A 26,746-nucleotide genomic window follows, 5' to 3' on the forward strand; every position below is an offset into this window, starting at 1 on the left:
CATATAAGTCTGTATTTCCTCACTATCATTCTCCTATTTTTTTCTAGCATAATAGTACCAGAAAACCAATGAATTATAAAGTATTCCAATTAACGCAAAATAAGGGAAAATAAATGATTATATGCCCCTCTACGCACTTTTTTAAATAATTATAAGCTACTCACTTGAAAAGTTTGCCTATAACCAATATAATAAACAAGTCGTCGACCTTATAATATGTCCCAGTAGCTCAGCAGGATAGAGCGACAGCCTCCTAAGCTGTAGGTCGTAGGTTCGATTCCTATCTGGGACGCTCAATAAAAACAGGCAAAACCCCTTGTGTATTAAGGGGTTTTGCCTGTTTTTTAAAATATTTTTATTTAAAGTTCGAATTTGAAATTATTCATGATGAAAGTTTCACAAAATAGTTACTTTTTTACTATACATTTTTCTTGGCGTAAACCGCGTCTTTATACTACATTAATACGGCACCTATTAATCGGAAATTAGATTGGGTATTAGGAAAAATTCGGTTGACTATTTTACTTATGCGAACTTCTTGGTTTAAACGTCCCAGCGAGTTCGTACTGCGGATGTGCTGCCTTATTTTTTCTGGATGGTTCATGTATTGAATGTGTCTTCTAAACCCTTCATCCAAAATTTCAAGCACTTTTTCTTAGTTTAATTCCTCCCCGAATTTATCTTTAAACTCTGATTTGAATAGTCGACTATCCTCAATCGTGACGGCCTTCGAATACCCATTTATTCATTAAATGAATGTAGAAATCACTAGCTTGAAGGTCGCGGGATTTTAATTATTTAAGGAACTGGGTCTAGCATTGAAAAACTTCATTTTGCTACCTATTTACTTTCAAAGTGGTCGGGTACTTACAGCAATGAAGGCAGGATGGTTACTATTACCTGAATCAGTCACCAGTGCCATCCGTCACGCCAAGATAGTTATTAGACTATTCTTAATGCTTCTCGTATAGTATATTAATCCAATGGGTTTTCTTTTATTTAAGTAGTTTTCAATACCTTATACAATAGTTCATGAATGAATCGGGAGGAAGATGCAGCATGTCAAAAGAAATTGTGTTTAATCCACAGGTTACACCTCCGCGTGGTCCGTACGCACAGGCGATTAAAGCAGAACCACCATCTATACAGGGACGATCACAGCACTTGATGAGGATTGGAATGTTGTTGGTGCTGGAGATATTCGTGAACAGACGCGCAAAACGATCGAGAATTTGGAAAAAACCCTGGAAGCAGCAGGAGCTACCTTAGCAGATGTAGTAAAAACAACTTGGTATCTTACTGACATCACCCATATGCCTATCGTAGCGGAAATTCGCAATGAGATGTTTGGAGGCGCAATTCCTGCAAGTGATTCTTCTAAAATAGCTGCCTCATGTTTTAGGTTTTTTCTGATGCATTACCATCTTCCTTTTCCCTTCAAAAGTTGATATACCCTATCTACTTTCTCCCTTTTTTAAGAGATGCTATAAGGAGGTTTAAAAAGAAGTGTATGATTAACCCAACTACGAAACTAAGGATACACCCAAATATAGTTGCTTCAGATGAAAATGTTTGATTCTTTATCTCTATTATGTATAAGTACTCTCCGAACAAGGCAGGACTTGAAAAGATATTTGTATAACCCATTAGCATAAAAATTATTGGACTTACAAATACAATAAATAGATATAAAAACGCAAAAACAATCCCACTCGATATTGATTTCAAAATATTTATCATCTAATCCCCTTCCATTCTTTAACTGCATTAATTATATTTCTACCATCAGGAAATCTAGGATGAAGCATAGTTAAATTTACAAAGCTTAGTAATGTAAATATATTTGTAAATTGGTTGTTTATAATAAATATTAAAATGAGTGATAGCAATACAGGAAGCATCGGACCTGAAACTGCAACTAGAATATTTTTGGACTGTTTTGTGAATTTTTCATGAACAACGTAGAAGTATTTAATATTCCATTCGAATCTTAAATGATAAAAAGGTTTAGACTCTGTCACATTAAATATCATAATAGCAACAATATGACCTAGTTCATGTATAAGAAACACTAATAAAAAAGCACAGATAAACTCAATCATATAAGAATAGGTTTCCTTAAATAGAATCCCATAATAATCAAAAATATTATAATAGAAAATCCTGTATATACTAATTGAATATAAATTTCTAATATGAAAGTTTGCTGAATAATAAAGTCGAAAATATTTACACATGCTAATAAAAATATAACAATGAAAATTTTATTAAAATCGTCAATCTTGATAAGAAAACTTACTAGAATGGAGAACATTGTAATAAACATGATTGAAAAAAGGGCACCATATAGATTTCCCATTTCTACTCCAAATAGGAAATAGGATAATAATAGAAAAAGGTAATAGCTAAAGCAATTAACAATATAAATAATTATTACTCTTGTAGTAAAGTAAGGGTTTTTTTGGATATTTAAATTATATATTGCAATTTTATACTCTTTGAAGTGCATTCCAACCGTTAACGGTATCATAACCAAGATTTCTTTTAGCCCAAATTGTGTAATAAAAGAAAAAACCAAAAAGAAGTTATTTGCATCAAATATAAAGTAGGTACCCGTAGCCATCCCAATTAAGATACAAAATACCAATCCTTGTTCTTTAAAGATTTGATTGCGAGTAAAGTTTATCCATTCAACATTCATCTGAAGTGAGTACTCATTATTAGTAAAAATACTTTTACTTTTATAGTTTCTAACTAATCTACTTTCATTTTTTTGTTTTAAAATACTCATCAAATATCCAGTTGAAATCCTTCTAAATATAATTAGTAAGATAAAACTCAAGAATAATAAAAGAGAAAAATAAAAACCGAGATGTTCCTCAAGAAAATTTTTCAAATATTTTTCTCCTAGGCTTATAGAACCAAAAAGGATAGTAATTAATGCTATTGAACTTCCATATAAATTTTCTTTATCTTTATTTATATACTTCATTAATAAAAAATTAGCGAGCATCCAAACAGTCATAGCAAAAATAAATAAGAAGGATATTGTTAATAACAGTAATAATAGGGAAGAAAGATTTATTGTCATACCTTTAATCACCATAGCCAATAATAATGGAAAAAAGGAAAATAACATGATTAATATGGAGAAAAGATATGTATGCACTAAGCTGCCCAATACCAACTCATATGCTTTAATAGAAGTGTTCATATAAAAAAAGATATAATTTCCATGCTTCAATTTGTTTCTTGTAAATACCAAACAAAAACAAATAACGACTGTCCAAACCTTAATAACATTTATAAACATAGTTACTATATTAAAATCAATTTCTATTAATGTTTTTATAGTTAATGTAATATATACTGCATACATCAAAAGTAGGCCTATAATAATTGCCAAAATTAATGTGGTATACTTTTGTATTAACTCTTTTACCTTATGTATAATTCTTGGTGTTTCTATTTTCTGTACTACTTGAATGATCCATGTCATTTATTAACTCCTCTATATACTGATAGTATTCTTTATTAGCGCCTCTATATACTTCTTCTAAAGACAAACCTGTGAAACGTTCTTCAACTTCCTCCCTGTTCATGTTTATGATTATTTTTCCATCTCTTAAGATTATGAGCCTATTAAATAATTCTTGGCCGAAGTCCAAATTATGTGTAGAAAGAAGGATTCCAACACCTTGCGATTTTAGTTTTTCTAATACCCTCTTTAAAATAATAATCATATCTGGATCAAGTCCATTTGTAGGTTCATCGAATACAACATATTCGCTTTTTCTACACAGTTGAGATACTATCTGTATTTTCTTTTGATTTCCATGTGATAATTGGATAATGGGTATATGTAAATATTTATCTAGCTCAAATATTCTAATTAATTGATTCAAAAATTCTATGTTTTCACTTTGATTAAAAGAACTTTGTACTAAATCAAAATACTCCATTGGTGTTAAATAATTCAACAATGAAATATCATCGGGTATATAAGCCATATTCTTTTTAAAAAGATCTACATCACCTTGTGATTGAAAACAAATTTTGTGATCATCCAGTTTAACATTCCCATTAATATTTAATAATCCAAATAGAGATTTTATGATTGTTGTTTTTCCTGCACCATTATGACCTAAAAGAAGGGTTGCTTCTCCTTTTTTTATTTCAACAGGAATATCAATTAATTCAAATGATTCAAACCTTTTTTCTTTTATATATAATGAAATCATAAATTCTCCCCTATTTAGGCTATTGTTTCAACCTTAGGATTGTCAAACACTCGACAACCCTAAGGCTCCACTTAACCACATTTGATTTTAATATAAAGTCCTGACATTTTAAATTCACCTAAAAATTTCGAGCCACTTCCATAGGTTTTACACGCCCAGATTAATGCTGCCACACTAGCAACTCCTAAAATAATAAAAAGAACTGCAATCCAAAATGCATTTTTTTGAGTAGTCACAGATTTTTTTAACTCTTCTTGTGAATGAGCGACATTTTGAAAAAAATTCATAACCAAAAGATATAACTGCATAGATAAATTGTTAGCGAAATTTAGAGTAGATAACATTTTTTCCCTCCTTTCAATTAGGTTTGTTGTGACAGTTCATTAATTATTTTGGTAAGTACATTAATGAATAAATAAATTTAAAGACTCCAAAAATTATAAAGTCTTATGTTAGCAACATATATGAAACTACCAAAATATACATGTAACCACCCAACAGGTATATAGTATCATATTTTACAATAAATTGTTACATAAATGATATATTTTACCTAAATTTCAAATATAATTCCAATACAATTAACAGCTATTAATTTATTTGGTTTTCATAGATTTAGAGTATTCTTCAAATAAATATATCTGGAATGCTTTAGCGTTTTTATATCTCAAGCTTAAGAGAACTATTAATACATTCAACAGATCACGTAAGAGAATATACTGTTACTCGAAATATAATTAATAATTTATTGTTCAAAAATTTGTCCGGCACTTCAATTCTCATATTGTCTTGAAATCAGTTGGGGAAACTCATTACAGGCAGTATATGTTTATACTTTTTTAAAAAAAATGTTTCAACCTGTCCCACCCGGGTATATAAATACTGTAAGACATTCTCAACCAAAGGAGATGATGTGCATGAGTACAATCAGAAGCCAATGGAACAGGGAGAATGACGCAGCGGTGTTTAGTCCCCGTGATCAGCGTTAGAGTCAATTGAAGCGTTAGGTGCTATTCAAAATGGGAATGACTACTTTCTCATTCAAAGGAGGAGGATACTCATGAGTATTTACAACCTATGGAATCCAGAGAATGATGAAGCGATTTTCAGTCCAGGTGATTAGCAGCCATTCAGTACGCTCTAGATTAGGATAAACACCAAAAAATGGACAACAAACTATAAAAATAATTATACGGCAACGTACTGAATGAATTTTAGTCGAAGCAGTAATATGGAAAAAGGATGGAGCCAACGCTTCATCCTTTTTCTTTTATTCCTTGAAACTAGTTTTGCCAAGGTCCGTTTATTGTACAAGCGTTTCCATCTTTTTGTGACATTGTGGGCATTTGTTACACGTGAAACACCATTTTTGTGTTCACATTCAAGTACCTGACTGCTATCCACTTCAAGCATCAGCTTGCCTCAACCCAGGCATTTCGCTCCTGACACATTATCATCTATGAATTTTTGGTCACGATTTTCTAGGCGAAGGCGTACCTATTAATGAAAGCCTGTTTGGAAAGCTTCACTTTTCAAATCGCTGTTAGCATTTGCTCCCCTACCCTGAACCCGCCGGTTTCACCAAGATTCTTGATGAGGTTTCCTTGCTTTCCCAGCCATGAAGCGAGCACGGTTTCCATTGCCTTCATAGATTCGTTCAGAGGCTTTAAATGGAGTGCATGGTCCATTCCCTCCTTGAAATTATGTTATATTAGACGGTAAATAGTTAGTAAGGGAGTTTGAACAAATGTCAAAAAGTGTGGTAATTGCTGAAAAGCCTTCAGTTGCACGTGATATTGCGAATGTATTGAAGTGTAATAAAAAAGGCAATGGATTTTTAGAAGGCGATAAGTATATCGTTACGTGGGCATTAGGTCATCTGGTTACTCTAGCAGATCCAGAGGCATATGATATGAAATTTAAAACATGGAAGCTGGAAGACCTGCCCATGCTTCCCGAAAGCATGAAGCTAGTTGTCATGAAACAAACGGGAAAGCAATTCAATGCTGTCAAAACGCAATTGACTCGCAATGATGTGAATGAAATAATCGTGGCGACTGATGCAGGGAGAGAAGGAGAATTAGTTGCACGTTGGATCATCGAGAAAGCAAAAGTGAATAAGCCCATCAAACGTCTCTGGATTTCTTCCGTAACGGATAAAGCAATTAAGGATGGATTCAATAACTTAAAGCCTGGTAAAGCGTATGAAGACTTATATACTTCTGCAGTAGCACGTTCGGAAGCGGATTGGTATATCGGTCTGAATGCTACTCGTGCCTTAACGACAAAATTCAATGCGCAATTAAACTGTGGACGCGTTCAGACACCGACGGTTGCAATGGTTGCAGCGCGCGAAGAGGAAATTGCGAATTTCAAACCGCAAACCTATTATGGAATTGAAGCCCAAACGGATGGACTTAAGTTAACGTGGCAAGATGAAAATGGAAATAGCCGCAGCTTTAATAAAGAAAAGACCGATGCAATCGTGAAATCACTTGGAAGTAAGGATGCGACTGTTGTTTCCATTGACCGCAAAGCAAAGAAAACATTCGCACCTGGTCTATATGATTTAACAGAGTTACAACGTGATGGGAATAAACTCTTTGGCTATTCGGCTAAAGAAACATTGAACATCATGCAAAAATTGTATGAGCAACACAAGGTCTTGACTTATCCGCGTACGGATTCACGATATATATCATCCGATATCGTTGGTACGCTTCCGGAGCGTTTAAAAGCCTGTGCCATAGGTGAATATCGTCCTCTTGCAAATAAGGTGTTGAATAAGCCTATTAAAGCGTCAAAAGCATTTGTCGATGATAGTAAAGTCAGTGATCACCATGCCATTATTCCGACCGAGGGTTATGTGAATCTTTCAGCCTTCACTGACAAAGAACGCAAAATTTACGACCTTGTCGTGAAACGCTTCTTGGCAGTTTTATTTCCTGCGTTTGAATATGAGCAATTGACGGTGCAAACGAAAATTGGCGAGCAAACGTTTATCGCGAGAGGAAAATCCGTGATTCATTCGGGCTGGAAAGAAGTTTATGCAAACCACTTTGATGATGAAGAATCAGCAGAGGATGTAAAAGAGCAGCTATTGCCTCGTATTGAAAAAGGCGATGTATTAAAGACAAAATTAATCACTCAAACGTCTGGCCAAACAAAGCCACCAGCACGCTTTACGGAGGCGACTTTACTATCAGCGATGGAAAACCCTGCGAAATACATGGAAACAAACGATAAGAAGCTGGCAGACACGTTGAAATCAACGGGGGGACTTGGAACAGTCGCCACCCGTGCCGATATCATCGATAAGCTATTCAATTCATTCTTATTCGAAAAACGCGGCGGCAAGGACATCCATATTACATCCAAGGGACGTCAGCTTTTAGATTTAGTGCCAGAAAAACTAAAATCTCCTGCGACAACAGCTGAGTGGGAGCAAAAGCTCGAGCTAATCGCCAAAGGAAAGCTGAAAAAAGATGTGTTCATCAATGAAATGAAAAATTACACAAAAGAAATTGTCCGTGAAATCAAAGCGAGTGACAAAAAATATAAACACGACAATATCTCAACGAAATCCTGTCCAGACTGTGGGAAGCCAATGCTTGAAGTGAATAGTAAAAAAGGCAAAATGCTCGTCTGCCAAGATCGTGAATGCGGCCATAAAAAGAACGTCGCCCGTGTAACGAATGCACGCTGCCCACAATGTAAAAAGAAAATGGAACTACGTGGGGAAGGCGATGGTCAAATCTTCACATGTAAATGCGGATACCGCGAGAAACTGTCTGCTTTTGAAGCAAGACGTAAGAAAGAAACTGGCGGAAAAGTGGATAAACGTTCCGTACAAAAGTACTTAAAAGAGCAGGAAAAAGAAGCAGAACCGATTAATAATCCTTTTGCGGATTTATTAAAAGGATTTAAAGTGGATAAATGATCATGTTTTGCCCTCCTCTCCCATTTAGGGGAAGGGAGGGCAAAACATCCAATCAAGTTCACTCCGCCAAAAACGAGTCGATAACCAATCTTTCAAGGGATAAGGATGAAGATTAAATCAAAGCTTGCCTATTCTATTAAATGCATGTATTTAAATTACCAAGTCACGCCTATTTTACAGGTGTTAAAAAGAAAGAAACATTTTTATTAGTGGAAAATCCACTTTGGTTAAGTTCCAGCCATGTATTCTCCTTTAGATCAATTTCAAACTGATTAACATCTCCAAAGGAGTCCCCTCCTATAATTTTTTGCAAATCATCAGATATGATTTGGAACCATGGATCTTCCTTTAACACTTCATCATTCCTGGTTTCATAAGTGATGATATACTCTCCGGCTTGTATTTTGTTTACCGACTGTATAGAAACCGGAATGATGTATTTCATAGGAATCACCCTCTTTACTAACTGGCGAAAAAGCTGATTTTTTAAGCTTGATTGTTCCTTTCCCAGTAACTTGTGCTATATTGCCATCATAAAGTCTCAAACCTAAAAAATGATCACCATCGGAAAGTTCAGTCCCATTAAAATAATTATCACCATCGCTTGTCACGTCATAATATCCCACTGGAATATCGTTTCCTACATGGAAGTTGCCTTGTGTGAGTCTGTATTCGATACCTCCGCCCTTGATTTTTTTCATTTCAAGATGTTCGTTTGGCGTAAGAGATTTTATGAATTCCGGTATGGATATGATGGTGAGTAAACTTACAAATATGATAACCAAAAAAAGCATTTGAGATTTTCTCATTATATTAACCGTCCATTACTAATTTGTATAACTTCATCACAAATCGGGAAAACATCATCTTTATTATGAGTGGCAATAATGATGGTTGCTCCTCTCTCCCGTTCTTCTTTCAATATATCCAGTACTCGTTCCACACCTTTTTCATCGATGGCATTAGTCGGTTCATCCAATAAAATAATGTCAGGTTTTTCAAAAATGGCTTGTGCAATATTCAGTCGCTGCTTCATACCCAGAGAATATTTTCTTACTTTCAATGTACCGAACTGATCCAGCGCAAGTCTCATTATGGCGTGTTGTATATCTTCGAGCGACGCTGTTTTCTTAATCGCAGCAAGAATTTTCAAATTAGTCTCAGCATCGAACTGGGGAAGCAATTGGAGATTTTCAATAATAATACCGATACTTGGCGGAAACGAAATATCCTTATGCAATACTTTTTCATTAATGGTTACACTGCCTTCAGTTGGAATAATAAGTCCAGCTATCGCCCGAAGCAACATGGTCTTACCAGAACCATTTTTTCCAACCAAACCGTAGATTCTCCCTTTTTCGAAGGTGTAAGTGATGTTTTGTAAAACTTTATTTTTTTTTAACTTTTTTGATAAGTCATGGACTTCAATCATTTTAATTCCTCACATTAATTCTATTTTTTTTATTCTTATTACGGAAAGACAAAGCAGAAACAAAATAATAACAACTAAAAAAAGCCCCAACTCATGTAATTGGCCTATCGTTTCCTGCAAGGTAGGATTAGCCATCATGCCATTGCGAAAACTCATTGATAGGTTCGGGAAAAACACATGAAATAGTACTTTTTTTTGAACGAAACCTTCAACAATTGTTATCGATAGCAGCACATAACAATTGGTTAATATAAACGCCAATTGGGATTTCATATACAGTTCCAATATCATTTGTATGGATAAAATAGCCATGATTGTTAACACATAAAACAATATACCTTCAAACAGGTGTGTCAATTCAAGTACAGGATCAGAATCCAAGATTGTTTGAAAAAAAATTGTAGCGATTAATTGTGAAAAAACTAAAACCATTACAACCCTCCACATATGGATTACTTTAGACATTAGCCATGAAAACCTACTTTTTCCCCTTAAAATGATATATTTTCCGTAATCAACTAGTGAATCCGAGATGTGCCCTAATAAAATGAAGCTACTTGCAGCTATCGATATATACCAGCCCATTAAATAGGTAACTAAGTGAGGATAATTAACTGGTGTCGGTACCCCATCCAAAAACGGAAAGGAAGAATGAGCTAACCTATCATTCATGAAATATACATATTGGATGAGTGCAACAATAAACAAGATGAACGCTTCATTTCTAAAGTGAATCATTTTTCAGGTAATCCTTTCTTTGAAACATGTTCCACCCAAAAACAAGCAAGACTACGACAATCGTTATTTGCCGCAAATAAATCGTTACTATACTGTTCATATCACCAGAAGCAACTACTAATAAAACGATATTTGCTAGATCTCGAATCGGTGTATACAGCTCTTGATTGACTAACTTATTGAAAAAGAAAGTCAATGTCACAATAAAAAACACAAAAGAGTAAGATAATATATCTGAATTTAGGATCGTTTTAATCGCTATATAAAGAAGAGCTAGCGAGAAATAATAAAAAACAAGACCAAGAAACTCACATAATAGGATCTGAACAAAACTTACATCATTAAAAAAAACACTTCCCAAATAGAAAAAGTTATAGCCACTTAAAATGAAAAGATGGATGGTAACGAAAATAAGAACGGCATAGAAAGCATGTAGAACATCCTTCCGATATTTTGCACCACGCATTACATATCTAACTGTTGCTGCTGCATGACTTGGAGCTTTTTTTACGAACATCAAAAAAGGATAAGTGAAAAATAGCACATGTGCTTCAATTGAATTCGGCGAATACATATTAGAGTTTATTGAGAGAAACCTGTTATAAAGTGGTTGAAGATGAACAAAGTCACTTGTTTGTTTATACCAAAGCACCACCATGAATAGGAATAAACAGAGAGTTGAAAGCAACCATTTAGATTTCATTTATCTTCACCTCATGGAGGTACGTCAAAATATACAGAACAAGAAAGGCAAGAGTTGACGTAATGAAAATGGGTGTTAAAGTCTCTAACCCATATTCGGCAAACGGTTGAAATAGATACATCACCGTTCCCTCATGTGAAATAAGGATATACCAAAATGCAAACGTTACTGGATACGTTATTTTTTTATCGTAAGTCAGCATACTAAAGCATGTACCAGCAGCCCCTATCAAACCCGCAAAAAAAGAGGTTGTTAGGGAAAATAAAAAGATACTAAGATAAGGACTTTCCACTTGCATCTTTATAAATGCTTCCCCTGACACTCCATCATAATTATTTGCTGAACTAAATCCGGCCATATCAAAAAAAAGAGAGTTGATTAAAAAATTTATTGTTAAGGCTAAAAAAATTACAGAAAAAGACACAATGAACGAAGCTTTAAGCTTAACAAAGAAGTATTTCTTTTTTCCTAATTTAGAAATCCAAATGTCTCTAACGCCTGTCTTTTTGTCTTGGATAGGATCATCTGAGCAAATCACCAGTAAGTAAAGTGGGAGAAACCACAGTAAAATAATTTGTGTTACATGTCCAATCGTCGACCCTGAAAGAAAAAAGGCCTCCGCGAGATAGGAATCTTCATAAATATCAGCCGATAACTGAATGATCTCCATACAAGGAATCAGGATGATAGCTAAAATTCCAAAACGACTTAATTTATTTCTAAACACTCTACTAATTTGACTTTTCATCTTTTCTCCTTGTTATGCATTTTAAGGCTCATAAAGACCCCCTTCTTTCAAGTCTTTCATGTTGGTAAAAAGGGTGCGGCCTTTAACATACATGAATATTAAATATGGATATGCTATTATCCTGTTAACGCACTGCTGGATCCCAATATCCTTCTACTTTATGTGATTTTGTAGAAAGATTATTATTTTCAGCGCCAATACGCACTGAACCACTGGCAGCTTTTTTAACTTTAATGGTATATTTTTTTCCTTGATAATATTTGCTTGGATGTGAGTAGGAAGTACCGTTTTTATCAAGCCACATTATAGTAACTGTTCCTGCACCTTCTGAAGAATAGGCAAGATTCAAATACCATGGGGCACTCTTTTCTGCGGTCGATCTTGATTGCGTCTCGGAGTATCCATTCTCATAAGTAGTGCCCTTATCTGGATTGCTAGAAGCAGGAACAGTAAAACGAAAACTTTTATCATCACTCGTATTGTTAGCAGCAAAAACACTTGAACCAATACTAAAAACTGAGGCGATAATCAATACAAACATGAAAAAATTTGATTTTCTTGAAATAGTCATATTTTTCTCCTTAAATGTTTATTTTGTAATCAATGAATTTTTTTAGCACTCCATTGATTGCAATAATCTAGATTCACCTAAATAATAGTTCTCTAACGGCGCCATTAAAGAACCCATTCTTTAAGAAATATACGAATGAAGACCCACAAAGAACCGCCAGACCCGTTACACGCACAAACTGCCCTGTTCATTTTGATGATTTGTACAAAAAAAGACCTTTTAAAAAAGGCCTTTTTAATTGAATTCCCCATGAGCTTTTTTGAAGGTGGCTGCGAATAAATCTTCTTAAATTAAGCATGGGATATCTTCATTTTATAAAAATTATAGAAACAGGGAGTTTCTAATTTGAAACTCCCTGTTTCTTTTTAGAAATTTATTTGGGTCCTTTTTATGATATGCAGTAGAGAGGATCGACCACTCGCGGAGAAGGCAAGGGGTTCCATAGCACAATCGTTTGCCTCCACTTCTCAGTACCCACATATATGCAAATGAATAGATTAGATAGCAATCGCGGGCAGTTTTTAGTATGATGAAACGTAGGGATTTTTTCAAATTAACTGGGAGGTTCAACATACATGAGCTTACTTTCTATAGATAAATTAGCACATAGCTTTGGCGATCGCACCTTATTCAAGGATGTTTCCTTCCGCCTGATGGCCGGAGAACATGTAGGACTGGTCGGGGCGAATGGTGTCGGAAAATCAACGATGATGAATATCATCACAGGGCAGCTTATCCATGATGAAGGCCGGGTCGAATGGACTCCCGGCGTCGAATATGGCTACCTGGATCAACATACGATCCTTGCAAAAGGAAAATCGATTCGCGATGTCCTAAGGGATGCCTACTTACCGCTATTCGAGCAGGAGAAGGCACTTAATGAGGTAACGGAGAAAATGGGGACGGCCTCTCCCGAAGAGCTTGAAGAGCTTTTGGAGCAAATGGGGGAAATCCAGGACAAGCTTGAAGCGGGCGGCTTTTACAATCTCGATATTAAAATTGAAGAAGCGGCACGCGGACTGGGCTTGGATGCAATCGGGCTGGATCGCGATGTTTCGGCGCTGAGCGGCGGACAACGGACCAAGGTTTTACTGGCCAAGCTGCTTCTGGAACAGCCGCAAGTCCTCTTGCTGGATGAACCGACGAACTACTTGGATGTCGAGCATATCCGCTGGCTGAGCAGCTACTTAAAGGAATATCCGCATGCCTTTCTCTTGATTTCTCATGATACCGAGTTCATGAACGGTGTCGTTGACGTCATTTTCCACCTAGAATTCTCGAAGCTGACCCGTTATACGGCCACTTACGAAAAGTTCCTTGAGCTTGCTGAATTGAATAAGAACCAACATATCAACGCATACGAAAAACAGCGTGAATTCATTAAAAAGCAGGAAGATTTCATTGCGAAAAACAAAGCCCGCTACTCAACGACAGGCCGGGCAAAGAGCCGTCAAAAGCAATTGAATCGCATGGAGCGGATTGATCGTCCGGAAACGGCCATGAAACCGACCTTCGATTTCAAGGAATCACGTGCAAGCAGCCGTTATGTCTTTGAAGGGGAAGATTTGGAGATCGGCTATGACCGTCCATTGCTTCCGAAGCTGTCGATGACCATCGAGCGGGGAGAGAAAATCGCCGTGGTCGGCTGTAACGGAGTCGGGAAATCGACGCTTTTAAAAACGATTTTAGGTAAAATCGATCCTCTTGGCGGAAAACGATCCCTTGGCGATTTCCTCTTTTCTTCTTATTTCGAGCAGGAAGTGAAGGCAGGAAATACGACACCTATCGATGAGGTCTGGAACGCCTTCCCGCATCTTGACCAACCGCAGGTTCGTGCAATCCTTGCCCGTGTCGGTTTGAAAAACGAGCATATTACACGCCCAATGAGCCATTTAAGCGGTGGCGAGCAAGCAAAAGTAAGGTTGTGCAAGCTGATGCTTACCGAAAGCAACTGGCTATTGTTCGATGAACCGACGAACCATTTGGATGTCGTTGCCAAAGAAGAACTGAAGCGTGCATTGAAAGAGTATAAAGGGACGGTTCTCCTCGTATGCCATGAACCTGATTTCTATGAAGATTGGGTGACGAAGGTATGGGATGTTGAAGAGTGGTCGAGCAATAATTGATTCAATCCATATGGAAGGTGCCCAATAGAGACGGGCACCTTCTTTTTATGTCAAAAAAGACTGGAAGGGCAAATAAAAAATTGCCCTTCCAGTCAGAATCACCGTTTTATTCACTTCATTTGCACACGTTTTTGTTTTGCCAATTCAGATCCCAGGAACTTCGCTAATTCAAGCATGCCATATTGGCCCGCTGCAGCCTCAGCATCATGGTTATAATTCGTATTGGTATTGATGTCATACGTATAGATGTCACCAGCGCCGTTACGAATGAATTCGATTCCGGCAATCGAAATGCCATTTTCTTTTAAAAACGCTTCATATTTTTCAATGATTGGATCATGAAAATCTTGCACTATTTTAAATTTTGGTTTTTCTTTTTCCTCTTCACCGATCGGGCAGAATAAGTCACCGATTTGGCAGGCATCTGCCGGACAAAGCTCGAAGCCTTCGGATGTATCGACCTCTACCGCATAAATGAACTTGCCGCCCACGAATTCACAACGGGTGATGAATGGCTCCGGCGCTTTTATGTATTCCTGAATTAATGTAATCCCATCAACTGGCTCATCGAATTCCGGACCATCCACATATTGTTTCAACGCTTCTACTGATTGGAATAATTGAACACCGAGTCCTTTACCTGCACGGTTATGTTTCGTGATGAACGAAGCGACATTTAATTTCACTGCTGCCTTGATGATATTTTCCTTGCCTACAGCTGCAATCGTTTTCGGAGTCTGAATTCCAGCCTTTGTCAGTGCCGTGTATTGATTGACCTTGCTGACCTCCAGCCTTAGCGCCCGTGATCCATTGAAGACCGTACGATCATGCTGTTCAAGCCACGCTAGCACAGCTTCCGTCATTTCAGGCGCAAATCGATGCCCGCGAGTATGTGAGCTTGCACTCATACGGCTATAAAAAACGCCCTCTGGCGGCTCCTCCGTTAAATCGACCACACCCTGGTCAAGATGCCATTCTTCATAGGGAAGCTCCAACTCATTCATTCTTTTGGTTAAATGGGCCGTCCATTCCTCGTTTTCATGAATGATATACACTTTGCTCATAAAAGGTTCCTCCTGATTGTTTAACATTTTATGTCTTTAATTGTGACTGTACCCTTATACCCGTTCAGCCACCAATGTATAGGTCTTTGGAATGCCGATATCGTGAATTTTATGATTCGGTTCTTCCTCGAGCACTTTAATGACAAGACCTGATTGGCTAATTGCCGTGATAAGCTCGCCGATTGTCCATTTACGCTGGACAACCTTTGAAAGGCCCCCTTTTTCTTCATCCGGCATATGCTTGGAAAAAGCGACTACGTTGTTTTCGATTTCCGGAGCGAAATAGTTGCCTGCAATCTTATGCTTCTTACCATTGGAGGTAATCAGTTTGGTTGAAATCGGATGAAATTCATGGAGGATGAATCGGCCTCCCGGTTTCAGCATCTCTTTGATTTTTGCAAATAACGGCTGCAGATCAATCAAATAGTGCAGCACGCCCAGCTCCATCAATACCACATCCTGATTCCCTGCTGCATGCTCTTCCGTTAAGGAAAGGACGTCGGAAACGATATAATCGATGCTGACCCCTGCGCCGCCAGCAAGCTCATTGGCGAATGCCGCGTTTTCCCGGGAAAAGTCGACGACCTTCACGGAGGCACCCAATATCGCCAGGGCCACCGCTTTAACACCGTTCGATCCCATCAAATGTGTGATTTTTTTATCCTTGGCCTCACCTATATATTTATAAAATGGATGCAAACGCCATTTTGGATTTTGCTTGATTTTGGCTGCGACTTCGCCGGGCTCGCCATAGCGATTGACCAGCGCCAAATAATTATTCTGATTCCAGGCTTGTTCATTTTCGGCTGTGAAGCCCTGCTGCTCGGCAGCTAGGTAAGCATGGATCTCGGCACTGTATCTTTTCATTTCGTCATCATAGAAATAACTGTAAAGCGACCGGCACCAGACAACCGTATTTCCAAGCATTATCGACAAGCGATAGGGATCGGTTTTTATCGTCGTGTTATACCTGCAGCCCACCTTGACGGATACTCCCTCGACCTCCATGGTAAAGGAGGCACGGTCAGGACTCCTTTCAGGGGGTGTCGGAGAGTATGCGCCGAAATGGACCAAGACTTCATTGAAAACATCCCATTGCACATCCAGTTCGATGCCATCTGCCTCTGCATCGACTCCTTGGATAAATAAGGCGGACCGGCCTGTATATTGATAAGGAATATTGGCCTCGGCCAGCATGTTTGCCAATATGGTGATGGTATGATAATAGCTTGCTTCCATAGTAACCTCCTAATCATCAAAAGCACTTACCTGTTATTCTTCTATCGCCAATGCCAATCCTTTTTCCGTGATCGCGACCAGCTTTTCATCCTCGCGATCAATGCCATAGACGAGCAAGGTAATAAGCATATATACCGCCCTGAAGCGAGCTAGTTGCTCCGTTTCCTGATCAATGTCCCCATAGATTTCAAAAAAGGCTTGGCGTGCATTGCTTGGGAAATAACTGTATAAAAAGGCGATGTCGATGGCCGGGCTGCCGATATGGACATCTCCCCAATCAAGGATGCCAGCAAGAATGCCCTCGTCATCCAGTAAGACATTCCTGACGTGAATATCCCCATGAACGAGTGTTGAGGGCCGCGGCACCTCCATGTCGCCCAGCCTTTCAACAAAGCAGGTAACCGCTTGAGCTTGTTGGATATATCCGAGCTGTTCCAGTGTGGCAACATGCTCAAGCAGCGATTCTCGGCGAAAGGCTGCATCGAGCCTTCTCAACCCATCAGGCTCAACGCCTGACTGCCTGGCCTTATCGAGCGGAAAGCTATGGAGGATCTTCAGGAAACCGGCCAATCTTTTTGCCGATTCAACCTCGTTTGCAACAGATCCTTCTGCAGGCAAGTGTCCCTTTACCATTTTATAGCCGGTAAAGGGGTACGGATAGATGGCACTAGGCTCTCCAAAAAAGATCGGTTCAGGGATAGAGAGCGGTAAAGTTCCGGCAATGGAAGGCAAAAGGCGATTCTCCACCTGAATCAGCGTAACGGCGAGCGGACGGCGCGGGAAACGGAATACAAATTCACCATTGATTTGCATGACGGTGTTATCGAACCCTTCCCCTAGCTGCTTGATTTCTTTCCATTCAATTTCCGGAAACTGCTGCATGATCAATTTCCTTGCCAGCTCCAACGAAACTGGATATTCTGCCACCCAAGGCTTTTCCACTCCGTCTCCTCCTTTTACCGGTTTCTCCCTCTATTGGAGCTGCTGCCGGAACCGCCCCTTCGGCTGCTTGGTCCTTGTGCACGCACCCCTTTGGAACCGCGTCCTTCTTGGCGGCCGCCTCGTGGATTTTCGCGAGTTTGTGCATTCCCTTTTTCAGGGCGCCTCCCCCGTGAATCCTCACGCTCATGCCGGCCTCCACGTGGTTTCTCCTTGTCCAATTCCCGATTGTCCGCTTGGTTCACGGAACGGTGGCTGCCCCTGTTCGGCCCTCTCGTATCTATGCGCTCCCGGTGGCGTCTTCCCCCGCCAGTACGCGGCCGGCGGGCACCGTCTTCAGAGGAATCTTCATAACGCTTCTTTTTATGTGCCACTTCATCAGGCTGGAACATTTTCACGCCTTCAATCGTCCTTCTTTCGATTTTCATGGAAATCCCTTTTTCCACTTCACTTAAAAGCTGAAGATCCTTCGTCGCGATGAAGGTTACAGCAAGGCCATGCTCGCCGGCCCGGCCTGTACGGCCAATTCGATGGATGTAGCTCTCAGCGTCCTCTGGGACATCATAATTAAATACATGCGTCACGCCTTCTACATCAAGCCCACGGGCCGCAACATCTGTCGCCACCAAGTATTGAAGCTTGGCATCCCTAAAGTTTTTCATAACTCGTTCACGCTTCGCCTGGGAGAGGTCGCCGTGCAGTTCCTCGGAATTGAAACCAGCGGCCTTCAAAGCATCATTCAGTACGGAAACACGGCGTTTCGTGCGGCAAAATATAATAGCCAGATAGGGCTGTTCTTCCTTAAGCATGTTCATTAATGAAGACTGTTTGGCACGGTCGGTCGTCTCGATGACAAGCTGCCTGATTTGCTCGACCGTCACCTGCTCTGCCTTGACAGCGGCCGTCAACGGTTTATTCATGTAGCGTTTTGCCAGCTGATGCACTTGTTCAGGCATCGTGGCGGAAAACAGCAGGGTTTGGCGTTGCTCGGGAAGCTGACCCATGATCTCCTCCACCTCAGGTAAAAAGCCGATATGAAGCATTTGATCGGCCTCATCCAGCACGAGCGTCCGTGTTTCGGAAAGGTCGATGGTTCCTCTTCTTAGATGGTCCAATAGCCTGCCTGGTGTGGCGACGACCACCGAAATATTTCTTGTCAGCTTCTTCATTTGCTGCTCGACATCTTGTCCGCCATAAACGGCAAGCACTTGAAGCTCCTCGATTTCATTGGCGAATTTTTTCAATTCCGCAGTGATTTGCAAAGCCAGTTCCCTTGTTGGCGTGACGATCAGTGATTGGATGTGGGAGGCTGCCGGATCGACTTTTTCCAGGATTGGCAGCAGGAATGCCAAGGTTTTTCCCGTCCCTGTCTGCGCCTTCCCGATAACGTCCCTTCCTGCCAGGATATCGGGTATCGCCTTCTCCTGTATCGGAGTCGGATTGGCTATTCCTATTTGCTTTAATATCGTATTAATCGCCGGGCTGACGCCAAGATCGATGAAATGTTTCATGTTATGGCCTACTTTCTGAATTTCTTCATGTATTCAAAGGGAATCATCTTGGAAAAAGCGGATGTATCTTCCTTCGTTTTTGGTCATTTTTCTTATTCTAGGCTATTTGTAAGTATATCATTATCTAATTTCGAGAAAACCCGTCACATAAAATTTTTCATGCTATTGTACTTTAGTTATTTTTCTAATATAATTTATAAGATTTTATTATCGAATCATCTTTCGAGCTACTTACTTGAGAAAATGGTAAGCATCTCCTCCTTGTAGTGCTTTGCAAGGATTTTTTGTATATAAAAAGGGAGTGACCGCATGTTTAAATTAAAAGAACGGAATTCAAATATCAAGACGGAAGTGCTTGCGGGGCTTACAACCTTCTTGACGCTGGCTTATATCATCGTCGTGAACCCCATGATCCTTTCCGATGCCGGTGTTCCTTTCGACCAGGCATTCACGGCAACGATCATTGCGATAATTGTCGGGACCCTGTGCATGGCCCTTTTAGCCAATTATCCAATCGTGATAGCGCCGGCAATGGGATTGAATGCCTATTTTGCCTACTCTGTCCTCGGTACCCATGATATTTCATACACTGTCGCTTTTTCGGCAGTTTTTGTTACCGGGATCATCTTCATCCTTTTATCATTGACTTCTTTCCGGTCGAAATTGATCGAAGCCATTCCCAACAATTTAAAGCATGCAATCAGTGCCGGGATCGGCCTTTTCATCACGTTCATCGGGCTTCGTCTGTCAGGTGTCGTAACACAGCATGAATCAAACCTTGTAACGCTTGGAAGCTTCAGGGAGCCGAGTGTAGCGCTCACACTGATTGGTCTGGTCATCACCATCGTGCTGATCGTTCGTAATGTACAGGGAGCGATATTCATCGGCATGATCCTGACGGCCATCATCGCTTTCTTTACAGGTCAGCTGAAAATCGATGGGCTTGTGTCGACCCCTTCGCTGCCAGAAGGAATCATCGTCGCGAATCCCATCACTTCCATTGCGGATGTCATCAACTATGGGCTATACGGCGTCGTCTTCTCCATATTGCTTGTCATGCTTTTCGATACGACGGGAGCCTTATTGGGAATCGTGCGCCAGGCTGGATTGCTGAAGAACAATAAGCTTGAGAAATCGGGCAGTGCTTTTTTTGCGGATTCAGTCGGCACGACCGTCGGCGCCATGTTCGGTACTAGCCCGACGGCAGCATCCGTCGAATCCTCCGCTGGGGTGGGCGCCGGCGGCAAGACAGGTTTAACCGCACTTGTAGTGGCGATCCTTTTCTTGATAACCGCTTTTTTCAGCCCACTGATAGGGGCTGTTTCAAATGTAGCGGCCATCACGGCACCAAGCTTGATCATCGTCGGAAGCATGATGATCAAAAGCATAAATGAAATTGATTGGACACACTTTGATGAATCATTCCCAGCCTTTTTGGTCATTGTCGCCATGCCGTTAACTTCGAGCATCGCCAATGGGATAGCCCTAGGATTCATCGCCTATCCGATTTTAAAAATGGCCAGTGGGAAGTTTCGTGAAGTGCACCCCTTTGTGTACATCTTTGCCATCCTATTTCTTTATCAACTGATTTTCCTAGCTTGATCGTTTTCAATGGGGCCCAATGGGTCCCTTTTTTTAAAACAAAAAAGGATATCCAACTTGTCGTCGGATATCCTTCTCTATCATTCACTGATTCATTTGATCAAGGAAATCTCCTAGCAGATCGTCGAGATTCTCCTCTTCCTGCTCGGGTTCTTCCTCTTGCCGTTCAGGTTCGTTCAGGCTCCAATCAAAGTCATCCAGTTCCTTCCTGGGCAAGTCTTCCCGGACTTCCATGGGTTGCGCCTGTTCCTCCGGTTCGGCCTGTATATATGGTTCTTCATTCAATTCATTGCCGTTCAAGGATGCAAGCAAGGCTGTCGCGCGCAATGGATCGGATAAAAGGTGATACATGATCGTTCCGAGCATAGCTTCTGAATGGGAATGCTTGAGCCAATCACGCTGCGATTTGCTTAGTTTGTTCGGCATGGGCAGGGCAATCATTTCCCGATCCTGATGGGTGGCCTGCCCGACACCATCGAGAACATACTCGGCAATTTTACTGGAAAAATTCCTTCTTTCCGTTTCCTTCAATTTCTGCAGCAGCCTTAACGTATAGTCCGACACATCAGAAGGGATACGAAAAGTGATGGCTTGTCCTCTCTTGATTTCAGAAGAAGCTGTTTTTTTCATTCTCTCACCTATTTAATGGAACCTGTTCTTTGTTCTTTCCGCTTTGGATGGGCTTGATTTTGTTCCTTTTTTGCATTCCGGCGATTAAAGTCCGAAATCAATTTATAATAGGCGTTTGCCATCATCCAAACGCTTTCCCGCTCGTCTTCGAAAAAGTCGATATTGTAGCCATCGAAATTTTGGTTCAATGTTTTCAAATAATCTTTCAGGACAATCGAACCCCCGCCAACAAAATAGCAGATTTCCGTTTGGGAATTCTTTTGCCAGACGTTGCGCAAGTGGCGATATTGTTTCTTGGCAAGCTCACCTAAAATGCGATCGACGATATCATGCACGCTTGTCCTGCTTCCGCGGACCATGATATGATTGCGGTCATTTTTCTTCGTGATGATTTCGACGACGTCTCTCCTGCTGTCCAGCTCGACGCCATGTTTTTTCCTGATTTCCTCACGGATCGACTCCAACGCTTCTGCCACTCCCAAGTTGAAACCCTGTGCCTTATCATCATCAACCTTGCGATTTTTGATGACCGCGATATCCGTTGAAAGTCCGCCAATGTCCTGGATCAATATCCTTCTATCTATCAACTCACGGTTGATGATATTTAAGTCATTATCCATGACCAAGTTAATATATGCTGCAAAGCCCTCTGGATAGACCTTCACTTCATCGAATTTGATATTGACCTTCAGCCCTTGGTATTTTGGGGTAATCAGGAATTCCACCTGATGGACCGAACCTAAAAGCTTCGAGCGGTATCCGACGTCTTTCCCTTCTTTAACCTCTCGAAGGGGCAAGCCCGTTCCAAGTGTATAATTCGCCTCCACAACATTGTTCACTTTTTTGAACACATCATTGTTCCCCTGTTTGACAGCGTCCAATGCCAGGGCTGCAAAAAGCATGACCAACGTTTGATCTTCTTCCGATTTACTGCTCCCCATATCCAATTCTGAAGGGTTATCACTTTTTGTCGCCAAATTCCCGACGCGATAAATGGCATTATTATCTTGCAGGGCTGGCGAGTGAACTCTAATATGAATGCCTTCCAATGGGTTTTTTTCATCAAGTTCCTCAATCCCGATGACCGGGCGATCTTCTATATCCTTTGCTATGACGTTCGGTATATAAAGTTCTGACTCTAGCTTTCCAAAAATAGCTTTGATGGCATCATTGCCTACGTCCACTGCTGCGATTCTAGAACTCATCTAAAAACATCCCCTTTTTCATAGAAAAAATTTTAAGTGAAGCATTCCCTTAAAGGATAGAAAAAATTGCCACGATAGTCAATCCTCCTTAAGTTGTAGCTATATTTGTCGAAATGTTTTCAAATTGTTTACAATAGGGACAACTATGTACACAGCTTACACAGAGCCAAGTATACGCATTTGTAAACATGTATACATATTTGTGTACATTCTATCTATTTTTGTTTACAAGTATACGTTTTTGCAAACACCCAAATAATTCCTCTTTTAAGCACCGTTCTTTTCCAAAAACAAGCGTATAAAAAATGATTTTGGGTATGGTAATAACTGGACAATCATTATGAACTGTACGGGAGGCACATTATATGACTGAAAAAAATACAGATCTTCCACAATTCCCGGAACCTTTTTGGCGAAGTGCATTAACGTTCCCTTCATTCCCTAAGCTAGATGCAGATATTACCACTGATACCTTGATCGTAGGCGGCGGAATAACCGGGATCACCGCTGCTTATCTTTTGGCGAAACAGGGGGTTAAGGTCACACTGATTGATGCAGGCAAAATCCTTAACGGAACGACAGGACACACGACGGCAAAAATTACGGCCCAGCATGGCCTTGTATACGATCAATTGATTACGGACCATGGTCAAGAGAAGGCAAAGCTCTATTATGAAGCGAATGCTGAAGGTATGCAGCTGATCAGGGACCTGGTCGCCGAACATTCCATCGACTGTAACCTGATCGCACAGGACGCCTATATTTATGCGAATACCGAAGATTGCAAACACAAAATCCAGCAAGAACTAAAAGCCTATCAAAAGCTTGGCATTAGGGGTGATTATACAGATGAAATCCCCTTCTCCATCCCTTGTAAAGCTGCCGTGATCATGAAGGATCAAGCACAGTTCCACCCTTTGAAGTATTTAACGGCACTGATATCCAAATTCGAGGAGGCTGGGGGCACGGTCTATGAGTATACAACGGCAATGAAGATTGAAGACGGCGATCCACCGACCGTCTTGACTGATACGGGGCATACCATCAGGAGCAAGCGGGTAATCGTTGCTTCCCACTTCCCTTTCAATGACGAAACGGGCCTATATTTCGCCCGTGTGCATGTAAAAAGGTCATATGTATTGGCAATCAGGGCCAAGCAGGAATATCCGGGCGGCATGTATTATTGTGCCGACAGCCCTTCACGCTCCATCCGTTATACGGAGGGAGACGATGGCGAAAAGCTGATCCTTGTCGGCGGCGATGGCCATAAAACGGGGCAGGGAGTCTCGACGATTGAGCATTATGAAGCCCTGAAGGACTTCAGCTCCACCTATTTCGATGTTACGGATATTCCTTATCGCTGGTCGGCACAGGATATCGTGACACCGGATAAGATCCCTTACGTCGGTCCGGTGACTCCCAATCATCCAAACGTCCTGATTGCTACCGGTTATGCGAAATGGGGCATGACCAATGGATCGATCGCTGCAAAGATCATGACCGACCATATTTTGCAAAGGGACAATCGATATGCCGATTTGTATAACCCTTCCCGCTTAAAGGGATTGCTGAATATGGTCCAAGACAATGCCGATGTGGCGAAGCATATGATTAAGGGGAAATTGGCCGTCATCCATCAAACCCCAGAGGACTTGGGCATCGATGAAGGCGCCATCGTGAAGGTCGATGGAGACAAGGCTGGCTGTTACCGCGATCATGACGGCCAGCTTCATATTGTCGACTCCACCTGTACCCATATGGGCTGTGAGGTTGTCTGGAACAGCGGCGACCGGACATGGGACTGCCCATGCCACGCCTCCCGCTTCTCCATCACCGGAGAGGTATTAGATGGCCCGGCTGTCGAGCCGTTGAAGAAAATACGTTAACGGAACATTCACCTAATGGTCGACTATGCCCGCAGTTTTCCTTATACTGAAGTTACTGCATCAACGAATCGTTGCAAATAACTCAAAAAAAAAAGGATGGGATCGAGCATGAACGGTCAAAACCGGAAAGATATTACCCCAGGCACAGCTGTAGATATCGTACTGAAAGCAGACCAACGCTGCGGTAAACTGACAAGCGGAACGGTTAAGGATATTTTGACCAACTCCAGCAGTCACCCCCATGGAATCAAGGTACGATTGACCGATGGCCAGGTTGGCAGGGTCAAAGTCATCCATAAGTAAACTGCACTCGGTCCAGGCCGAGTGTTTTTTTGATTTTTCAAGCAAACGGGAACGACAGCGATATTTCAATCATGTTTCCCGCCCATACTTCGTACAATAGGGTTATGTATCTCTTTAAAAAGGCTGGTGTCATAATGAATCAACAATCTTTTGCCCGCAATGATGAACATACATTGAAGGTTTCCGGCTCGGAAACGCTGCAAGCAGCTCCCGATCAAGCCACCCTCACCCTTGGGGTCATGACGGAGAATGAAGACCCGCAGCAGGCACAGCAGGCCAATTCCCAAGCGATCGCGAATGTCATCGCCTCCCTTAAATCCGCGGGCATTCCCGAAGAACATATGAAAACGAGTGAATACAGAATCGATCCGCAATACGATTATATCGATGGAAAGGAATTGTTCAAGAATTATAAAGTCCAGCATATCATCCAGGTCCAGACGACCGACATCGAAAAAATTGGAATTTTACTTGACACAGCGGTCAAAAGCGGCGCCAATACGGTCACGAGCATTCGCTTTTCCTTATCAAATCCAGAAGCTTACTATAACCAAGCACTTTCGCTCGCATTAAATAATGCTTACGAAAAAGCGCTCTCCATGGCTCAAACGATAGGCATCTCATTGAATCCCATCCCCAACCAGGTTGACGAGGTATCCGAAACGGCCGCTCCCATGCTTTACCAAGCAAGCTCCTTTGCAAAAATGGCTGCCACCCCGATCCAGCCTGGGGAATTGAACATCACTGCATCGGTAAGGGTCGAGTATACGTACTGAATACTACACTTTCCATGCTAAAGCCCCCTTGGTTTGCCAAGGGGGCCCTTTCCACTTTAAAAGACTACCGTTTTATTTTCATGGACGAGGACACGATCCTCCAAATGCCATTTAACGGCACGGGCGAGCACCCTGCGTTCAGCCGAACGGCCGATTTTCTTCATATCCCCTGCCGAATCACGATGATCGACACGCTCGATATCCTGCTCGATGATCGGGCCTTCATCCAAGTCATTCGTCACATAATGGGAGGTCGCCCCAATCAGCTTGACACCCCGGTCATAAGCCCGCTCATAAGGCCGCGCCCCAATGAATGCAGGTAAAAAGGAATGATGGATATTGATGATTTTATTCGGATGGGCCGCTACGAAATCCGGCGTCAGGATCTGCATGTACCTCGCTAACACAATCAGGTCGATATTGAATTCCTCGAGAAGGCCAAGCTGCTTCGTCTCGACTTCCTTACGAATATCCTTGTTTGCAGGAATATAATAAAAAGGAATGCCCATCGATTCGACAATTTGTCTCGTATCTTCATGATTACTGATGACAAGAGCGATATCGGCCAACAAATCCCCGCTTTGCCATTCCCATAGCAGTTCAAGCAGGCAATGCGGCTCCTTGGAGACAAAAATGGCCGTCCGCTTCAAATCACTTACATGCGTAAGCGTCCATTCCATTGAAAAGGCTTCCGAAACCTCTTCAAAAGCCGATTCCATTTCCGCTGCCCTCTCCTTTAATCCCGGGCAATCGAATTCAATCCGCGTAAAAAAAGTACCACCCTCAGGATTCATCGAATACTGGCTTAACTCGACGATATTTGCATCATATTGTTTAAGAAACGCCGTAACTGTCGAAACGATTCCTGGCTGGTCCGGACATTGAATAATCAAACGGCCCCTATCTTGATTTTTTTCGCGAAATTCCTCTAATTGCCCTTGCACAAAGTTGCTCACCATTTTCCCAACTGCCCTTCTACTATTTTGCTACATTATACTTCATGTCATGGGCAGAATTAAAGTCGGTCATCAATATGGGTTTGAATGATGCTTCCCATTTCAAAGTATTCTGGCATTTTTCATAGAACAGCAG

General features: G+C 41.0%; 25 protein-coding genes, 1 tRNA gene and 1 pseudogene. 8 read left to right on the plus strand and 19 right to left on the minus strand.

Translation table 11 applies throughout. The features are described from left to right. The first annotated feature begins 218 nt into the window (after positions 1-218). A tRNA-Arg gene (locus tag QNI08_RS13850) sits at positions 219-292 on the plus strand. Positions 293-454: 162 nt separating this feature from the next. Here the strand turns inward: QNI08_RS13850 and QNI08_RS13855 are convergent. After that, positions 455-730: pseudogene (locus tag QNI08_RS13855) on the minus strand (transposase); the annotation flags it as partial. Between the two features lie 409 nt (positions 731-1,139). Here QNI08_RS13855 and QNI08_RS22530 point away from each other — a divergent pair. Beyond that, positions 1,140-1,448: a RidA family protein gene (locus tag QNI08_RS22530; RefSeq protein WP_352231223.1), complete on the plus strand. Its 309-nt coding sequence runs from the start codon at positions 1,140-1,142 to the stop codon at positions 1,446-1,448. Positions 1,449-2,098: 650 nt separating this feature from the next. On the opposite strand, the gene QNI08_RS13860 is transcribed toward QNI08_RS22530, so the two are convergent. From QNI08_RS13860 to QNI08_RS13875, 4 genes are all read right to left on the minus strand, one after another. Beyond that, the gene (locus tag QNI08_RS13860) at positions 2,099-3,499 is read right to left on the minus strand and encodes a hypothetical protein (protein ID WP_285768002.1); all 1,401 of its coding nucleotides are present in this window, start codon (positions 3,497-3,499) and stop codon (positions 2,099-2,101) included. Next, the gene (locus QNI08_RS13865; RefSeq protein ID WP_285768003.1) at positions 3,444-4,241 is read right to left on the minus strand and encodes an ATP-binding cassette domain-containing protein; all 798 of its coding nucleotides are present in this window, start codon (positions 4,239-4,241) and stop codon (positions 3,444-3,446) included. Before QNI08_RS13865 ends, QNI08_RS13860 begins: the two co-directional genes overlap by 56 nt. A 71-nt stretch (positions 4,242-4,312) precedes the next feature. Further along, on the minus strand, positions 4,313-4,585 hold the full coding sequence (locus QNI08_RS13870; protein WP_285768004.1) for a hypothetical protein: 273 nt from the start codon (positions 4,583-4,585) through the stop codon (positions 4,313-4,315). A gap of 1,188 nt (positions 4,586-5,773) precedes the next feature. After that, positions 5,774-5,929: a hypothetical protein gene (locus tag QNI08_RS13875; protein ID WP_285768005.1), complete on the minus strand. Its 156-nt coding sequence runs from the start codon at positions 5,927-5,929 to the stop codon at positions 5,774-5,776. A gap of 59 nt (positions 5,930-5,988) precedes the next feature. Here QNI08_RS13875 and QNI08_RS13880 point away from each other — a divergent pair, with 59 nt between their 5' ends. Continuing rightward, complete coding sequence (locus QNI08_RS13880) at positions 5,989-8,181, plus strand: DNA topoisomerase III (RefSeq protein ID WP_285768006.1); 2,193 nt, start codon at positions 5,989-5,991, stop codon at positions 8,179-8,181. Between the two features lie 169 nt (positions 8,182-8,350). On the opposite strand, the gene QNI08_RS13885 is transcribed toward QNI08_RS13880, so the two are convergent. The 7 genes from QNI08_RS13885 to QNI08_RS13915 all read right to left on the minus strand — a co-directional run bounded on the left by QNI08_RS13885 (position 8,351) and on the right by QNI08_RS13915 (position 12,373). After that, positions 8,351-8,626, minus strand: a complete 276-nt coding sequence (locus QNI08_RS13885) for a hypothetical protein (RefSeq protein ID WP_285768007.1) — start codon at positions 8,624-8,626, stop codon at positions 8,351-8,353. Continuing rightward, the gene (locus QNI08_RS13890) at positions 8,553-8,990 is read right to left on the minus strand and encodes a hypothetical protein (RefSeq protein WP_285768008.1); all 438 of its coding nucleotides are present in this window, start codon (positions 8,988-8,990) and stop codon (positions 8,553-8,555) included. The genes QNI08_RS13885 and QNI08_RS13890 overlap by 74 nt, the downstream gene beginning before the upstream one ends. Continuing rightward, positions 8,990-9,613 carry an ABC transporter ATP-binding protein gene (locus QNI08_RS13895; RefSeq protein WP_285768009.1) on the minus strand — a complete coding sequence of 208 codons (624 nt, stop codon included), beginning with the start codon at positions 9,611-9,613 and terminating at the stop codon, positions 8,990-8,992. Before QNI08_RS13895 ends, QNI08_RS13890 begins: the two co-directional genes overlap by 1 nt. Before the next feature lie 9 nt (positions 9,614-9,622). Further along, positions 9,623-10,351: a DUF2705 family protein gene (locus QNI08_RS13900; protein ID WP_285768010.1), complete on the minus strand. Its 729-nt coding sequence runs from the start codon at positions 10,349-10,351 to the stop codon at positions 9,623-9,625. After that, a complete protein-coding gene (locus QNI08_RS13905) occupies positions 10,338-11,054 on the minus strand; it encodes a WxPxxD family membrane protein (protein WP_285768011.1) in 717 nt (238 codons plus the stop codon). The genes QNI08_RS13900 and QNI08_RS13905 overlap by 14 nt, the downstream gene beginning before the upstream one ends. Next, on the minus strand, positions 11,044-11,802 hold the full coding sequence (locus tag QNI08_RS13910; protein ID WP_285768012.1) for a hypothetical protein: 759 nt from the start codon (positions 11,800-11,802) through the stop codon (positions 11,044-11,046). The genes QNI08_RS13905 and QNI08_RS13910 overlap by 11 nt, the downstream gene beginning before the upstream one ends. Positions 11,803-11,926: 124 nt before the next feature. Next, positions 11,927-12,373: a DUF2712 domain-containing protein gene (locus QNI08_RS13915; protein ID WP_285768013.1), complete on the minus strand. Its 447-nt coding sequence runs from the start codon at positions 12,371-12,373 to the stop codon at positions 11,927-11,929. A 575-nt stretch (positions 12,374-12,948) separates the two neighbouring features. On the opposite strand from QNI08_RS13915, the gene QNI08_RS13920 reads away from it, so the two are divergent. After that, positions 12,949-14,499, plus strand: a complete 1,551-nt coding sequence (locus QNI08_RS13920; protein WP_285768014.1) for an ABC-F family ATP-binding cassette domain-containing protein — start codon at positions 12,949-12,951, stop codon at positions 14,497-14,499. 110 nt (positions 14,500-14,609) lie between these two features. On the opposite strand, the gene QNI08_RS13925 is transcribed toward QNI08_RS13920, so the two are convergent. The 4 genes from QNI08_RS13925 to QNI08_RS13940 are packed head-to-tail and all read right to left on the minus strand — an operon-like array spanning position 14,610 to position 19,252. After that, positions 14,610-15,563, minus strand: coding sequence for an ATP-grasp domain-containing protein (locus tag QNI08_RS13925; protein WP_285768015.1), 954 nt, complete (start codon positions 15,561-15,563; stop codon positions 14,610-14,612). 54 nt (positions 15,564-15,617) lie between these two features. Next, entirely contained in the window at positions 15,618-16,802 is a 1,185-nt protein-coding gene (locus QNI08_RS13930; RefSeq protein ID WP_285768016.1) for a class I SAM-dependent methyltransferase, read from the minus strand. Between the two features lie 33 nt (positions 16,803-16,835). After that, the gene (locus QNI08_RS13935; protein ID WP_285768017.1) at positions 16,836-17,744 is read right to left on the minus strand and encodes a phosphotransferase; all 909 of its coding nucleotides are present in this window, start codon (positions 17,742-17,744) and stop codon (positions 16,836-16,838) included. A gap of 14 nt (positions 17,745-17,758) precedes the next feature. Continuing rightward, the gene (locus QNI08_RS13940) at positions 17,759-19,252 is read right to left on the minus strand and encodes a DEAD/DEAH box helicase (protein ID WP_285768018.1); all 1,494 of its coding nucleotides are present in this window, start codon (positions 19,250-19,252) and stop codon (positions 17,759-17,761) included. Positions 19,253-19,561: 309 nt separating this feature from the next. On the opposite strand from QNI08_RS13940, the gene QNI08_RS13945 reads away from it, so the two are divergent. Beyond that, a complete protein-coding gene (locus tag QNI08_RS13945) occupies positions 19,562-20,854 on the plus strand; it encodes an NCS2 family permease (protein WP_285768019.1) in 1,293 nt (430 codons plus the stop codon). 84 nt (positions 20,855-20,938) lie between these two features. Here the strand turns inward: QNI08_RS13945 and QNI08_RS13950 are convergent, their stop codons facing one another. Together QNI08_RS13950 and QNI08_RS13955 are read right to left on the minus strand one after the other, a co-directional pair. Beyond that, positions 20,939-21,484, minus strand: a complete 546-nt coding sequence (locus tag QNI08_RS13950; RefSeq protein WP_285768020.1) for a hypothetical protein — start codon at positions 21,482-21,484, stop codon at positions 20,939-20,941. Positions 21,485-21,492: 8 nt separating this feature from the next. Then, positions 21,493-22,689 (minus strand): ParM/StbA family protein, encoded by a 1,197-nt coding sequence (locus QNI08_RS13955; RefSeq protein ID WP_285768021.1) that lies wholly within the window; start codon positions 22,687-22,689, stop codon positions 21,493-21,495. A gap of 365 nt (positions 22,690-23,054) precedes the next feature. Here QNI08_RS13955 and QNI08_RS13960 point away from each other — a divergent pair, with 365 nt between their 5' ends. From QNI08_RS13960 to QNI08_RS13970, 3 genes are all read left to right on the plus strand, one after another. After that, positions 23,055-24,575, plus strand: a complete 1,521-nt coding sequence (locus QNI08_RS13960; RefSeq protein WP_285768022.1) for an FAD-dependent oxidoreductase — start codon at positions 23,055-23,057, stop codon at positions 24,573-24,575. A gap of 108 nt (positions 24,576-24,683) precedes the next feature. Beyond that, positions 24,684-24,878: a YwbE family protein gene (locus QNI08_RS13965; RefSeq protein ID WP_285768023.1), complete on the plus strand. Its 195-nt coding sequence runs from the start codon at positions 24,684-24,686 to the stop codon at positions 24,876-24,878. 134 nt (positions 24,879-25,012) lie between these two features. Next, positions 25,013-25,654: an SIMPL domain-containing protein gene (locus QNI08_RS13970; protein WP_285768024.1), complete on the plus strand. Its 642-nt coding sequence runs from the start codon at positions 25,013-25,015 to the stop codon at positions 25,652-25,654. A 56-nt stretch (positions 25,655-25,710) separates the two neighbouring features. Here QNI08_RS13970 and purU read toward each other — a convergent pair whose 3' ends face one another. Further along, positions 25,711-26,613, minus strand: coding sequence for a formyltetrahydrofolate deformylase (gene purU / locus QNI08_RS13975; protein WP_445260755.1), 903 nt, complete (start codon positions 26,611-26,613; stop codon positions 25,711-25,713). Positions 26,614-26,746 lie beyond the last annotated feature (133 nt).

The sequence above is a fragment of the Peribacillus folii genome (genome assembly GCF_030271255.1).
Classification (GTDB): domain Bacteria; phylum Bacillota; class Bacilli; order Bacillales; family DSM-1321; genus Peribacillus.

What these genes read in the sequence shown, in the direction of transcription:
- QNI08_RS13915 (WP_285768013.1), bottom strand. Translation starts at nt 12,373, where the DNA reads ATGACTATTTCAAGAAAATCAAATTTTTTCATGTTTGTATTGATTATC.
- QNI08_RS13865 (WP_285768003.1), bottom strand. Translation starts at nt 4,241, where the DNA reads ATGATTTCATTATATATAAAAGAAAAAAGGTTTGAATCATTTGAATTA.
- QNI08_RS13930 (WP_285768016.1), bottom strand. Translation starts at nt 16,802, where the DNA reads ATGGAAGCAAGCTATTATCATACCATCACCATATTGGCAAACATGCTG.
- QNI08_RS13925 (WP_285768015.1), bottom strand. Translation starts at nt 15,563, where the DNA reads ATGAGCAAAGTGTATATCATTCATGAAAACGAGGAATGGACGGCCCAT.
- QNI08_RS13945 (WP_285768019.1), top strand. Translation starts at nt 19,562, where the DNA reads ATGTTTAAATTAAAAGAACGGAATTCAAATATCAAGACGGAAGTGCTT.
- purU (WP_445260755.1), bottom strand. Translation starts at nt 26,613, where the DNA reads ATGGTGAGCAACTTTGTGCAAGGGCAATTAGAGGAATTTCGCGAAAAA.
- QNI08_RS13895 (WP_285768009.1), bottom strand. Translation starts at nt 9,613, where the DNA reads ATGATTGAAGTCCATGACTTATCAAAAAAGTTAAAAAAAAATAAAGTT.
- QNI08_RS13950 (WP_285768020.1), bottom strand. Translation starts at nt 21,484, where the DNA reads ATGAAAAAAACAGCTTCTTCTGAAATCAAGAGAGGACAAGCCATCACT.
- QNI08_RS13940 (WP_285768018.1), bottom strand. Translation starts at nt 19,252, where the DNA reads ATGAAACATTTCATCGATCTTGGCGTCAGCCCGGCGATTAATACGATA.
- QNI08_RS13900 (WP_285768010.1), bottom strand. Translation starts at nt 10,351, where the DNA reads ATGATTCACTTTAGAAATGAAGCGTTCATCTTGTTTATTGTTGCACTC.
- QNI08_RS13960 (WP_285768022.1), top strand. Translation starts at nt 23,055, where the DNA reads ATGACTGAAAAAAATACAGATCTTCCACAATTCCCGGAACCTTTTTGG.
- QNI08_RS13910 (WP_285768012.1), bottom strand. Translation starts at nt 11,802, where the DNA reads ATGAAAAGTCAAATTAGTAGAGTGTTTAGAAATAAATTAAGTCGTTTT.
- QNI08_RS13870 (WP_285768004.1), bottom strand. Translation starts at nt 4,585, where the DNA reads ATGTTATCTACTCTAAATTTCGCTAACAATTTATCTATGCAGTTATAT.
- QNI08_RS13875 (WP_285768005.1), bottom strand. Translation starts at nt 5,929, where the DNA reads ATGGACCATGCACTCCATTTAAAGCCTCTGAACGAATCTATGAAGGCA.
- QNI08_RS13955 (WP_285768021.1), bottom strand. Translation starts at nt 22,689, where the DNA reads ATGAGTTCTAGAATCGCAGCAGTGGACGTAGGCAATGATGCCATCAAA.
- QNI08_RS13885 (WP_285768007.1), bottom strand. Translation starts at nt 8,626, where the DNA reads ATGAAATACATCATTCCGGTTTCTATACAGTCGGTAAACAAAATACAA.
- QNI08_RS13965 (WP_285768023.1), top strand. Translation starts at nt 24,684, where the DNA reads ATGAACGGTCAAAACCGGAAAGATATTACCCCAGGCACAGCTGTAGAT.
- QNI08_RS13920 (WP_285768014.1), top strand. Translation starts at nt 12,949, where the DNA reads ATGAGCTTACTTTCTATAGATAAATTAGCACATAGCTTTGGCGATCGC.
- QNI08_RS13970 (WP_285768024.1), top strand. Translation starts at nt 25,013, where the DNA reads ATGAATCAACAATCTTTTGCCCGCAATGATGAACATACATTGAAGGTT.
- QNI08_RS13905 (WP_285768011.1), bottom strand. Translation starts at nt 11,054, where the DNA reads ATGAAATCTAAATGGTTGCTTTCAACTCTCTGTTTATTCCTATTCATG.
- QNI08_RS13880 (WP_285768006.1), top strand. Translation starts at nt 5,989, where the DNA reads ATGTCAAAAAGTGTGGTAATTGCTGAAAAGCCTTCAGTTGCACGTGAT.
- QNI08_RS13890 (WP_285768008.1), bottom strand. Translation starts at nt 8,990, where the DNA reads ATGAGAAAATCTCAAATGCTTTTTTTGGTTATCATATTTGTAAGTTTA.
- QNI08_RS13860 (WP_285768002.1), bottom strand. Translation starts at nt 3,499, where the DNA reads ATGACATGGATCATTCAAGTAGTACAGAAAATAGAAACACCAAGAATT.